Source organism: Auraticoccus cholistanensis, assembly GCF_009742705.1.
Taxonomy (GTDB): Bacteria; Actinomycetota; Actinomycetes; order Propionibacteriales; family Propionibacteriaceae; genus Auraticoccus; species Auraticoccus cholistanensis.
In genome coordinates this window covers 822,610-834,463 of the sequence record NZ_WPCU01000010.1, presented here as the reverse complement: position 1 = coordinate 834,463, position 11,854 = coordinate 822,610, and the positions used below count along the sequence as shown (strand labels likewise).

General features: G+C 73.9%; 12 protein-coding genes. 4 read left to right on the top strand and 8 right to left on the bottom strand.

What is annotated here, in order from left to right; translation table 11 throughout:
* Positions 1-58: 58 nt before the first annotated feature.
* Positions 59-970, bottom strand: coding sequence for a class A beta-lactamase (bla, locus tag GC722_RS17390; RefSeq protein ID WP_197430255.1), 912 nt, complete (start codon positions 968-970; stop codon positions 59-61).
* A 108-nt stretch (positions 971-1,078) separates the two neighbouring features.
* Here bla and GC722_RS17385 point away from each other — a divergent pair, with 108 nt between their 5' ends.
* Both GC722_RS17385 and GC722_RS17380 read left to right on the top strand, forming a co-directional pair.
* Positions 1,079-1,942 carry a LysR family transcriptional regulator gene (locus tag GC722_RS17385; RefSeq protein WP_156611978.1) on the top strand — a complete coding sequence of 288 codons (864 nt, stop codon included), beginning with the start codon at positions 1,079-1,081 and terminating at the stop codon, positions 1,940-1,942.
* Positions 1,939-2,862 carry a serine hydrolase gene (locus GC722_RS17380; RefSeq protein WP_197430254.1) on the top strand — a complete coding sequence of 308 codons (924 nt, stop codon included), beginning with the start codon at positions 1,939-1,941 and terminating at the stop codon, positions 2,860-2,862. Before GC722_RS17385 ends, GC722_RS17380 begins: the two co-directional genes overlap by 4 nt.
* 6 nt (positions 2,863-2,868) lie before the next feature.
* On the opposite strand, the gene GC722_RS17375 is transcribed toward GC722_RS17380, so the two are convergent.
* Together GC722_RS17375 and GC722_RS17370 are read right to left on the bottom strand one after the other, a co-directional pair.
* Entirely contained in the window at positions 2,869-4,101 is a 1,233-nt protein-coding gene (locus GC722_RS17375; protein ID WP_156611977.1) for a low temperature requirement protein A, read from the bottom strand.
* Positions 4,102-4,260: 159 nt separating this feature from the next.
* On the bottom strand, positions 4,261-5,778 hold the full coding sequence (locus GC722_RS17370) for a SulP family inorganic anion transporter (RefSeq protein WP_156611976.1): 1,518 nt from the start codon (positions 5,776-5,778) through the stop codon (positions 4,261-4,263).
* Positions 5,779-6,082: 304 nt separating this feature from the next.
* On the opposite strand from GC722_RS17370, the gene GC722_RS17365 reads away from it, so the two are divergent.
* Entirely contained in the window at positions 6,083-7,222 is a 1,140-nt protein-coding gene (locus GC722_RS17365; protein WP_156611975.1) for an acyltransferase family protein, read from the top strand.
* On the opposite strand, the gene GC722_RS17360 is transcribed toward GC722_RS17365, so the two are convergent.
* On the bottom strand, positions 7,219-7,680 hold the full coding sequence (locus tag GC722_RS17360) for a MerR family transcriptional regulator (protein WP_156611974.1): 462 nt from the start codon (positions 7,678-7,680) through the stop codon (positions 7,219-7,221). The genes GC722_RS17365 and GC722_RS17360 overlap by 4 nt on opposite strands.
* 188 nt (positions 7,681-7,868) lie before the next feature.
* Between GC722_RS17360 and GC722_RS17355 the strand changes: the two genes are divergently transcribed.
* Positions 7,869-9,152, top strand: a complete 1,284-nt coding sequence (locus tag GC722_RS17355; protein WP_331715019.1) for an APC family permease — start codon at positions 7,869-7,871, stop codon at positions 9,150-9,152.
* Between the two features lie 6 nt (positions 9,153-9,158).
* Here GC722_RS17355 and GC722_RS17350 read toward each other — a convergent pair whose 3' ends face one another.
* The 4 genes from GC722_RS17350 to GC722_RS17335 form a co-directional block, all read right to left on the bottom strand.
* Positions 9,159-9,461 carry a DUF4287 domain-containing protein gene (locus tag GC722_RS17350; RefSeq protein ID WP_156611973.1) on the bottom strand — a complete coding sequence of 101 codons (303 nt, stop codon included), beginning with the start codon at positions 9,459-9,461 and terminating at the stop codon, positions 9,159-9,161.
* A 109-nt stretch (positions 9,462-9,570) separates the two neighbouring features.
* Positions 9,571-10,311, bottom strand: a complete 741-nt coding sequence (locus GC722_RS17345; protein ID WP_156611972.1) for an ANTAR domain-containing protein — start codon at positions 10,309-10,311, stop codon at positions 9,571-9,573.
* A gap of 109 nt (positions 10,312-10,420) precedes the next feature.
* Positions 10,421-10,843 (bottom strand): VOC family protein, encoded by a 423-nt coding sequence (locus GC722_RS17340; protein ID WP_156611971.1) that lies wholly within the window; start codon positions 10,841-10,843, stop codon positions 10,421-10,423.
* A gap of 241 nt (positions 10,844-11,084) precedes the next feature.
* Positions 11,085-11,843, bottom strand: coding sequence for a GAF and ANTAR domain-containing protein (locus GC722_RS17335; RefSeq protein ID WP_197430253.1), 759 nt, complete (start codon positions 11,841-11,843; stop codon positions 11,085-11,087).
* Positions 11,844-11,854: the final 11 nt, after the last annotated feature.

Below are 11,854 nucleotides of genomic sequence, written 5' to 3'. Positions count from 1 at the left end.
ACGCTGACCACCACGAACATCACCGCGGAGTAGGCCAGGGTGCCTGCCCGTCGCAGCGTCACCGCCGGCCCGGCCCGAGCTCGGCCACGCAGAGCCGTCCGACCTCGGCCACCACGGTGTCCTCGCGGACCGCGGCCGGGTCGTCGGAGCGGACCATCACCGCGAGGGCCAGCGGGGTGCCGTCGGGCGCCCAGGCGACACCGACGTCGTTGTTGACGGCGTAGCTGCCGCCGCCGGTCTTGTCGGCCAGCTGCCAGCCGGGCGGCAGCGCGGCCCGCAGCCGCTCCGCGCTGGTCGTGCTGCCCAGCATCCAGCCGGTGAGCCGGTCGCGGTCGCGGCGCGGCAGGCTCCGCCCGGTCAGCAGCCCGGCCACCGTCCTGCCCACCGCCCGCGGGCTGGTGGTGTCGGTGACCCGGTCGGGCTCGGCGGAGTTCAGCTCGGGCTCCCAGCGGTCGAGCCGGGTGGTGGTGTCGCCCAGGCTGCGGGCGAACCGGGTCACCGCGGTGGGGCCGCCGATGCGGGCCAGCACCTCGTTGCCGGCGGTGTTGTCGCTGAGCTGCAGGGTCGCCACGCACAGCTGCTCGACGGTGGGCACGGTGCCGTCGCGGAGGCACTGCTCGACGAAGGGGGAGACCTCGAGCAGCGCAGCCGGCGGGATGTGCGCGGGCCGTCGCAGCACGTGCGCGTCGGGCACCACGAGGTCGCCTCGCAGCAGGGCGGCCACCGCGAGCGCCTTGAACACCGAGCAGATCGGGAACCGGCTGTCGGCCCGGTGCGCCAGCTCCCGCCCCGTCCGCAGGTTCCGCGCCCACAGCCCGATCGTGACGTCGTGGCGCCGTTCCAGCTCGCCGAGCCGGGGCAGCCCCGGTGCGGACGGCTCGGCGGTGGCGCGGGCGCCGCCCACCACGGCCAGCGAGGCCGCTCCGGAGGCGGCGAGCAGGGTGCGTCGGGTCAGGGTGGAGGAGGTCATGGACGGCATGGTCGTCGCCGCCGGTCGGGCGACGCCAAGACAGACACGGGCCCGGCTATCCCGTTCCGGCATAGGTCCCTCCATGGAGGTCGCCCTACTGTGGCACCCGTGGACGTGGTGGAAGCCCTGCGCGCCTTCCGGGCGGTGGCCCTGACCGGCAGCTTCACCCGGGGTGCCGAGCGCTGCGGCGTCCCGCAGCCCGTGGTGAGCCGCCGCGTGGCCGCCCTGGAACGGCTGCTGGGTGCCGAGCTGCTGGAGCGGACGTCGCGGTCGGTGTCGATCACCGACACGGGCCGCCGGGTGCTGCCCCACGCCGAGGAGCTGGTGGCGCAGTGGGAGCGGATCGTGGCGGTCACCGGCAGCCAGCAGCCGCCGCTGGTGGTCGCGCTGCCGCCCGACCCGGACCCCCGGGCGCTGGCCACCCTCCGCCAGGGGCTGCCCGGCTACGACGTCCGCTTCCTGCAGGCCGACCCGGAGGAGCGGTTGCGTGCCTGGCAGACCGGACGCGCCGACGTCGCGCTGCTCGCCACCGCGCCCGAGCCCGGCACCATCGACCAGCCGCTCGGGGTGGCCTCGGTGGAGCCGCCGCACGGCCCGCGGGGCTACTCCCTGGCCTGGCTGCGGCGTCCGGCCTCGGAGCGGGACCGCCCGCCGCGGGTGCTGCACCTGCAGAGCGAGGACGCCGTCCCGCACGTCCGCGACCCGCTGCACCGGCTGGTGCACGCCCACGGGCTGCGCACCGACCAGCTGGTGGTGACCGCCGGACGCACCGACGCCCTGACCCGGGTGCACGAGCGCGCCGACCTGCTGGTGTGCACCGAGGCGGAGGCCTCGGCCGCCGGTCTGGCGTGGGAACCGGTGCGGGGGTTGGCGCTGACCCGCGCCTACCGGATCGCGCACCGCCCCGAGCTGGCGGAGGCGGTCGACCTCGACCGGCTGCGGTCGCGGCTGACCCGGGCGGTGGCGACGTGAGCGCCGAGCCGACCGGGGACGGGTCCGCCGAGCTGCAGGTGGTGGCCGACGACATCCGCCAGGAGTGGCGCCGGGCCGGGCTGAGCGGCGGGTTCCTGGCCCGCCACCTCGACAGCTCCGAGCAGCTCGGCTTCGAGGTGGACCGGGCCGTCCCGCTGGCCTCGGTGGCCAAGGTGCCGCTGGCCCTGGTGGCCTACGACCAGATCGTGGCCGGACAGCTGGACCCGGCGCAGCCGGTGGAGCTGCGGCCGGAGGAGCGCACCCTCGGCCCCACCGGGTTGTCGCTGTTCGAGCACCCCTGCACGGTGGCGGTCGGCGACCTCATCACGATGGCGCTCGCGGTCAGCGACAACGCGGCCACCGACGCCCTGATGCGCTTCGTGCCGCCGGCGGAGGTCACCCGGCGGATGCGGCAGTGGGGCTGGCACGACATCACGCTGCGCCACCACATCCACGAGCTGAACACCGCGGTGGCGGACCTGCCGGACCACGTCCGCAGCCAGCTGCGCGAGCTGGCCGTCCGCGCCGCGACCGGAGGCGGCGGCCACGTCGTGCCCCAGCTCGACACCTCCCACGCCAACACCGGCACCGCCGCGGCGCTGGTGCGGCTGCTCGAGGCGGTCTGGACCGACCGGGTCAGCGTCCCCGCGGCCACCGCCCGCCTCCGGCGGACCATGGCCCACCAGCCCAGCCACCGCCGGCTGGGCGCGGAGCTGATCAGCGACCTGACCAGCGTGGTCGGCAAGACCGGCACCTTCCTCAACCTGCGCCACGAGATCGGTGTGGTCACCACCGCCGACGGCGACCGGGTCGCCGTGGCGGCGCTGACCGTCTCCTCCGTGCCGGCGGGGGAGCAGCCCGAGGTCGACGCCGCCATCGGCGCGGCGGCCCGGGTGGCCGTCGAGGCGCTCACCCGCTGAGGCAGGTCAGTCGTCGCCGCCGAGGGCGGTGTCGCGGCGCCGGCTGGCGACCGTGCCGTGCACCGCGATGGCCAGCACCACCACGGCGTAGATGCCCAGGTCCACCAGCGAGGCCGGCAGCGGGAGCAGCGCGCCGGCCAGCACGACCAGGATGCCCAGCGACGGCCACGGCCAGATGGAGCGGAGCGTCCGGGTGGTGCCGGCGATGATCATCGCCGCCCCGGCGAGGAAGACGGCGAGCCCGCCGGCCAGCACCCAGCTGCCGTCGCTGGGGGTCGGCTCCATCGGGTGGGCGACCAGGTCCTCCAGCCCGACCCCGACCAGCACCACCCCGAGCGCGACCGGCAGGTGGCCGTAGACGAACAGGTCGTGGCGCTGGTCGACGGGCCCCTCCTCGTCCTCACCGGACCCCTGCTCGCGCGGCTCGGCCTCGTCGTCGGCGTCCTCCAGCTCCCGCTCGCCGCTGCGGGCGGTGACGTCGAAGTAGACCCACCACATGCCGGCCGCGAAGACGAAGGCGACCGCCCCCGCCACGACGGCGTCCGTCGCCCACGAGGAGTCGTGGACGCCGCGCACCGCCCCGCCGACCGCCTCGCCGAGCACCAGGATCACCAGCAGCCCGAACCGCTCGGGCAGGTGGGCGATGTGCAGCGGCAGCCGGCTGGAGCGGAAGGTGGCCAGCACCGGCGCCACGGCGCTGACCAGCACCGCCACCGCCCACAGCACGTAGCGGGTCGTGCCGGGGGTGGCCATCGACACCGCCCAGACGACCGCGCTGACCGCCAGCGTGACGAGGTAGACCACGATCGTCCGCCGGCCCTCCTCGACGTGGCGCCAGGCCCGGGCGTAGAGCGCCAGCAGGATCAGCTCGGCCAGCAGGTAGCAGCCGGCGAACCAGATGCCGTACGGCCCCAGCGCGCCCGAGGCGCTGGCGGCGCAGCCGGCGATGGCCCCGGTGGCGGCGAGCTTGGCCACCCGGAAGACGACGTCGTCGGTGTCGAAGCGGTTGGCGTAGAGGGTGAACCCGACCCAGGAGAACCACAGCGCCACGAACAGCCCCACCAGCACCCACAGGCCGTGCCAGCTCAGGTCGTCGTAGAAGGCGGCGGCGAGCTGCATCACCGCGAGCACGTAGGCCAGGTCGAAGAACAGCTCCAGGCGGTTGGCGTTCCCCTCACGGCCCAGGTGCAGCCGGGGCGGGCGGACCAGCGGCTCGGGCGCCCGGCGGTCGTCGCTCATCGTCGTGGTCCGGGTGGCATGCCCCGGGATACCCCGTCCTGGCCGGGGGCACGCGGGAGAAAACCCGCACGACCGGCCGCACCCCGGCCCGCGGACGCCGTGCTGACGCGGCCGCGACAGCTGGGGGTGCGGGTCGTGCGGGTTTTCTCCCGCCGCCGGTCAGTGACCGGCGCCGAGCTTGCCCGAGAGGCGCCCGTGCCAGGCGGTGCTGGCCTCGTTGAGGCCGACGATGCGGGCGCGCTTACCCCGCTGGGCGTACTTGAGCTCGATGGCGTCCAGGGCCGCCACGGTGGAGGCGTCGTAGATCTGGGCCTGCGACAGGTCGATGACGACGTCCTGGGGGTCGTGCGCGTAGTCGAACTGGTAGACGAGGTCGTTGCTGGAGGCGAAGAACAGCACGCCCTTCACGGCGTAGACGCGGGTGCCCTCGTCCGGGGAGGGCACGACGACGACCTCGGTGAAGTGGGCGACACGGCGGGCGAAGAGCAGGACGGCCACGACGATGCCGCTGATGACGCCGTAGGCCAGGTTGTGGGTGGCGACGGTGACCACCACGGTGACCAGCATGATCGCGGTGGCGCTCAGCGGCATGTTGCGCAGCGTGCGCGGGTGGACGCTGTGCCAGTCGAACGTGCCGACCGAGACCATGATCATCACCGCGACCAGCGCCGCCATCGGGATGAGCCCGACGACGTCGCCGAGCACCACCACGAGGACGAGCAGGAAGACACCGGCCAGCAGCGTCGAGATCCGCGTGCGGGCGCCGGAGACCTTGACGTTGATCATGGTCTGGCCGATCATCGCGCAGCCGCCCATGCCGCCGAAGAGGCCGGTGACCAGGTTGGCCACGCCCTGGCCCCAGCCCTCGCGGGTCTTGTCGGAGTGGGTGTCGGTGATGTCGTCGACCAGCTTGGCCGTCATCAGCGACTCCAGCAGACCCACCAGGGCGAGCGCGATCGCGTAGGGCGCGATGGTGCGCAGCGTGTCCAGGGTGAGTGGGACGTCGGGGACGAAGAGGCCGGGCAGGCTGTCGGGCAGCTCGCCCTGGTCGCCGACGGTGGGCACCTGCAGGCCCATCAGCAGGGCGGCCGCGGTGAGCAGGACGATGGCCACCAGCGGGGCGGGGACGGCCCGGGTGAGGCGGGGGAACAGCACCAGGATCGCGATGCCGATCGCCACCATGGGGTAGACGGCCCAGGGCACCCCGACCAGGTGGGTGATCTGCGCGGTGAAGATCAGGATGGCCAGTGCGTTGACGAAGCCGATCATCACGCTGCGGGGGATGAAACGCATCAGCCTCGCGACGCCCAGCAGGCTCAGCGCGACCTGGATGAGCCCGCCGAGCAGCACCGTGGCGACCAGGTGGTCCAACCCGTGCTCACGGGCGACCGGGGCGACGACCAGGGCGACGGCGCCGGTGGCCGCGGAGATCATGGCGGGTCGGCCGCCGGTGAAGGCGATGGTCACGGCCATGGTGACCGAGGCGAACAGCCCCACCCGAGGGTCGACGCCGGCGATGATCGAGAACGAGATCGCCTCGGGGATCAGGGCCAGCGCGACGACCAGACCGGCCAGCACCTCGGTCCGCAGCCGTCGCGGTGAGCGCAGCGCGGCCAGCACCGAGGTGGACTCGTCCTGGTCGTCGGCGGGGGCAGGTGCAGGGGCAGGCGTCGTCATGGTTCCGTCCACGAGCGGGGTGTTCCGGGCGCACGACCCGCGAGCTGCGGAGTGGCGCCGGGTGGCGCGCGTCGTGGGCGACCGGAGCGGATGTGCCTCACGGGCGCGCTAGATACCCTAACGTAGGTGGAGGGTTGACCTCGCACCCGTCGCCCCGGCTCCCCGTTTCCGCCCGCAGCGCCTCCGGCAGACCTACCCTTACGTAAGGGTAGGGAAGCCCGACAGGTTCGGGCGTTCCCTCTTCCGCCGGTTCCGTGCCCGCTGTCGGTGCGGTTCCGGTGTCCATCGAGACCGGGGGGAACCGATGACACTGGACGAACGCTTCGACGCGCGACGTAACAGCCTCGACCTGCTGCGGACCAGCTTCGCGCTGCTGGTGGCGGTCTCGCACGCCTGGGTGATGCGGACGGGGGAGCAGCCGACCTGGAACGGCACCACGCTCGGCGACGTGGCGGTCGACGGCTTCTTCGTGCTGAGCGGCTTCCTGGTCACCCGCAGCTTCCTCACCCTGGGCTCGGTGCCGCGCTACGTGTGGCACCGGCTGCTGCGGATCATGCCTGGCTTCTACGCCTGCCTGCTGGTCACGGCGGGGGTGCTCGCCCCGCTCGCGGCGCTGCTGCAGGGGCTGCCGCTGACCTCGGTCTACACGACCGACCCCACCGCCCAGCACTACCTGCTCGCCAACGCCGGCCTGCTCATCCGCGAGTACCAGCTCGGCGGGCTGTTCGCCACGAACCCCACCCCGCTGGTGGTGAACGGGGCGCTGTGGACGCTCTTCTTCGAGGCGCTGTGCTACGGCCTGGTGGTGGTCTGCGGGATCGCGGGCCTGCTCACCCGGCGCAGGGCCGGGGTGCTGGTGCTCGCGGTCCTCGTGTGGGGGTTGCTGCTGCTGCGCACCAGCGGACCGCTGGGGCAGCCGGACGTCGACCTGCTGCGGCTGGTGCTGGTGTTCCTGCTGGGCTGCCTCGCCCAGCTGTACGCCGACCGGATCCCGATGCGCTCGTGGCTGGCGGTGGTGGCGCTCGTCGGGGTCGTGGTGGGCGTCGCGCTCTCCGATCCCTACCAGCTGCTGGGCGGGGTGCCGCTGGCCTACCTGCTGCTGTGGTTCGCCGCCTGCTACCCGCGGCCGGTGCGCCTGCGGGTGGACCTCTCCTACGGCGTCTACATCTACCACTGGCCGCTGCTGCAGCTGCTGGCGCTGACGCCCCTGGTCGAGGCGCCGCTGGCGGTGTTCGTCGTGCTCGGGCTGCTGCTGTCGGCCGGTCTGGCCACCGCCTCCTGGTTCGGCGTCGAGCACCCGGCGCTGCGGCAGAAGAACCACCCGCTGCCCGACCGGGTGGACCAGCTGGTCGCCACCGTCCGGCACCGGCTCGGCCACCGGCGGCTGCGCCCCGAGGAGCGCCCGCCCGCCGTCAGACCGGGGAGCCGCACCCCCTCGTCCTAGTCGCGCACCTGCTCGGTGTCGAGGGCGGCCAGCAGGTCGCGGAACTCCACGGCCCAGGCCAGCCGCTGCTGCAGCGTGGTCAGGCTCTCCTCGGCGCGCTGGCGGCACTGGGCGATGAAGGCCCGGGCCGCGGCCGCCTCGGACTCGGAGGTGCTCGGGTCGTGCAGGGCGTCGAGGGAGGCGAGCAGCTGCTTCATCTCCTCGATGGTGAACCCGAGGGGCTTCATGCGGCGGACGGTGAACAGCCGGTCGACGTCCTCCTCGGTGTACAGCCGGAAGCCGCCCGCGCTGCGCGCCGACGGGCTGACCAGCCCGGCCTCGTCCCAGTGGTGCAGGGTGCGGATGGACAGTCCCAGCCGGTCCGCCACGACACCGACCTGCATGTGGCGCGACTGGCCGTCGACCGCGCCGCCGGCCGGCTCCTCGCCCCGGTCGGCTCCCACGTCCTCGATGTCCATCGGCACAGTGTGCCCTGTACCGGGCCGTGCGTGGGAGAGGTACCGGGGCCCGGGGCAGAACTCCGCGGCGGTGCGACGACCGCGTGCGGCTCGAGGACCGGAGGGACTTGGGGGAGAGAACCCGGGCGGGGCAGAGTAGGCCGCGGCTCCCCGGGCGGGAGGTGCCGACACGGGAAGAGGTCGACGCGGTGGCTGGGAGCGTGCTGGGACCGACGTCGCTGTCGCGACGGCTGGGTCTGCTCGACGCGGTGGTGGTCGGGCTGGGCTCGATGATGGGCGCCGGGGTGTTCGCCGCGTTCGGGCCGGCGGCCCGGTCGGCCGGCTCCGCCCTGCTGCTGGGGCTGGCCGTGGCCGCCGTGGTGGCCTACTGCAACGCGACGTCCTCGGCGCGGCTGGCCGCGCTCTACCCCGAGTCCGGCGGCACCTACGTGTACGGCCGACGCCGGCTGGGCGACTTCTGGGGCTATCTGGCCGGCTGGGGGTTCGTGGTCGGCAAGACCTCCAGCTGCGCGGCGATGGCCCTCACCGTCGGCGTCTACCTGGCGCCGGGGCACCCGTGGCTGTCCCGCGTGCTCGCGGTGGCGGCGGTGGTCGCGCTGACGGTGCTGAGCTACCACGGCATCCAGAAGACCGCCTGGCTGACCCGGCTCGTCGTCGTGCTGACGCTGCTGACGCTGGCGCTCGTGGTGTCGGCCGCCCTGCTCGCGGCCCCCGCCCGGCCGGGAGCGCTCGCGCTGTTCCCGGACGGGTTCTCCGCCGCCGACCTGCACGGGGTGCTGCAGGCGTCCGGGCTGCTGTTCTTCGCCTTCGCCGGCTACGCGCGCATCGCCACGCTGGGTGAGGAGGTCCGCGACCCGCAGCGGACCATCCCGCGGGCGATCCCGCTCGCGCTGGGCATCACGCTGGTGATCTACGCCGTCGTGGCGGTCTCGGCGCTGCTGGCCGTCGGCCCGGACGGGCTGGCCGCCGCCGGCGCGCCGCTGCGCGCCGTGGTCGAGGCCGGCAGCTGGGCCGCCGCCGCGCCCCTGGTGCAGGCCGGTGCGGCCGTCGCCGCCCTGGGGTCCCTGCTCGCGCTCGTCCTGGGCGTCTCGCGGACGACGCTGGCCATGGCCCGCGACCGCCACCTGCCGGCCGGGCTGGCGGCCGTGCACCCCCGCCACCAGGTGCCCCACCGCGCCGAGCTCGCCGTCGCCGCCGTGGTGGTGGTGCTGGTCTGCGCGGTCGACCTGCGGGAGGCGATCGGGTTCTCCTCCTTCGCCGTGCTGGCCTACTACGCGGTCGCGAACGCCTCGGCGGCGACGCTCGGCCCGGACGAGGGCCGGCCGCCCCGCGTGGTCCCGGTGCTCGGCCTGCTGGGCTGCCTCGTGCTGGCGTTCACCCTGCCGATGGGCAGCGTGGTCGCCGGAGCCGGGGTGCTCGTGGTCGGCGCGCTGGTCCGGCTGGTCCGTCGGCGCACCGTCGCCACCGGCTGAGCGACCTCAGCCGTTCGGGCGGTCCGCCTCCCGGGCCGCCGCACCGTCGAGCCAGAGCTCGGTGGACTCGTCACGGTGGCTGCCGGTCGAGCCGACGTGACGGTCGCCGATCACCGGGCCGTTGCGCAGCACGTGCACCAGCGCCATCCCGTGCCCGCGGCCCAGCCCGAACTCCGACTTCAGCCACTCCAGCACCTCCCCGGCCCTGGAGTCGGCGGTGAAGCCGCGCTCGGCCGCCAGGTCGAGGATCTGGCGGGGGGTGCGGCCGGTCTTGGTCTCGACGGCGTCGAGGTAGGCCTGGAACGACATGGTGCTCTCTCCCTGCGGTGCGTGGCCCTGCGGTCGGGGCCGGTGCTCGAAGCCTCGGCCACACCGCCCGTCCGGACCAGCCCTTCGACAGAGGTCGAAAGCCTTCAGGTCAGGCCCGCAGGGCGGCCGGCGCAGCCTGCAGCTGACGGATGATGGTGGCGGCGACGTCGGCCAGCCGGACGTTGGTGTTCTGCGAGATTCGCCGGAGCACGTCGAAGGCCTCCTCCGGACCGCAGCCCCGGCTCAGCATGACCATCCCCTTGGCCTGCTCGATGGTCGCCCGGGTGGTGAGGGCCTCCCGCAGCTGGCCGACCTCGTCGGCCAGCGTGTTGAACTGGGCGAGCGCCTCGGTGTAGGCGTCGACCATCGAGCGGTGGTCCTCCTCGTCCTGGGTGCGCACCGCGCTGCGGGTCAGCATGTCGCGGTACTGCTCCATGGCCACGAGCACGTCGGAGCGCAGCACGGTGACGTCCTTGGCCTGCTGGACGATGCCGATGATGTCGTCGCCGAGCATGATCGGGGAGTTCACGGGCACCCAGTGCCGGGGCACGAACCGCCCGGTCGCGTCGGCCACGTCGTAGCGCTGGATCACCATGTTGTGCTCGTTGCGGGTCCGCAGCACGCGCTCGAAGGAGGCGGTCACGCGGGCGACGCCGTCGGCGTGCGGGTCGTCGGGGTTGTCGGGGAACGCCTCGAACAGGGGCACCGACAGCAGCTCGTCGGCCTCCCGGCCGCTGACCCTGGTGTAGGCGGGGTTCACCGCGCGGATGACGAAGCCGGTGTCCACCACCACCTTGGGGGTGGGGTCGGCGCGGAAGGCCTCGTCGGCTCCCAGACGTCGCAGAGGCACTCGGATCGCCTCCTCGAGTCGGTGTGTGCCGGCAGGGGGATCGTACGTGGTGACCGCACGTGAGCGCGAACGGAACGCGCGGGGCGGGCCGGCCGACCGGCCGGCCGTGTCAGCCGACGAAGATGCAGAACGGGTGCCCGGCGGGGTCGGCGAAGACGTACAGCGGCTCCTCCTCGTCGTCGGTGCGGTCCAGCCGCAGGGTCGCGCCGAGCTGCAGTGCCCGCTCCTTCTGCTGCTCCAGCTCCTCACGGCTGCCGACGACGGTGTCGAGGTGCAGCATCTGCGGCACCTCGGCCTCGGGCCAGGTCGAGGGGCGCACCCCCTCGGTGCGCTGGAAGGCCAGCTGCGGTCCGCCGTGCGGGTTGCGCAGCACCAGCCAGTCCTCGCCCCGGGGGTCCGGCTCCCCGGCCGGCGGCGGGACGTCGGACTCGCGGTACTCCAGCGCGAACAGCTCCCGGTAGAACTCGGCGAGCCCGCGGGCGTCGGGGGCATCGAGGACGACCTGGACGATCCTCGGCGTGGACGGTGTCATCGCCCCATCGTGCCGGACCTGCGGCCGTCGCGACAGGGGTCCGAGCCCTCGCGGGAGACCCGGTTCGTGGCCTCGCCGGGCGATTGGGTATGAAGGGGCCAGGCGATCCGGTGGGGGCGCCCGCACCGGTCGCCCAGAGCGCCTGTCGTTCAGCACCGAGCGCAGGCGCTCGCTCCCTTTCAGGCCCGCGACGTCCAGACCCCTCCATCCAGGACGAGCCATCCAGGACCGGTCCGCGCGGTCAGGGCTCCTGCGGCGCCCCGGGGGTCCGCCTCGTGCGGGTCAGCTCCTCCGCGACGTCGCGCAGCTTGCGGTTGTCCTGCTGGCTGACCCGGACGAGGAGCCTGAACGCCTGCTCGGCGGTGATGCCGAAGCGCTCCATCAGGATGCCCTTGGCCTGACCGATGATGTCCCGGTTGGCCAGCCCGCGCCTGAGGTCCTGCACCAGCTGCGCGTCGGCGAACGCGATGGCGGCGTGGCTGGCGACGTAGAGCCCCACGTGCTCGGACTCGTCGCCGAAGGCGTGGGCACGGGTGCTGTACAGGTTGAGCGCGCCCAGGTTGTCGCCCTCCACGTAGAGCTGCAGGGTGAGCATGCTGGCCGCGCCCGCCGCGTTCGCGCGGGCGGCGAACCGCGGCCAGCGGTCCTCCGCGGCGAGGTCGGGCACCCGGACGGTCTCCTGCTGGAAGGCGGCGTCGAGGCACGGCCCCTCGCCGAGCTCCTCCTGCAGCGTGTCGATGTGGCGGGCGAGATCGCTCGACGGGGCCAGCGACCTCACCTTGCGGCGGCCGTAGATGCGGCTGATGGAACCCTCCTCGGCTCCGGGGATCAGCTCGAGGGCGGCCGCCACCAGGTCTGCGGCGAGCTGGTCCGGATCCTGCTCGCCCTGCAGCGAGCGCGCCAGGGTGCTCATCTGGTCCGCGAGGAGGTCCCTGCCCTGCATGGTGCCGGTGTTCTGGGGCGAGACCTCGCCGCGGCGACCGCCGCCAGAGCCCTTCATGCTCCGAAACT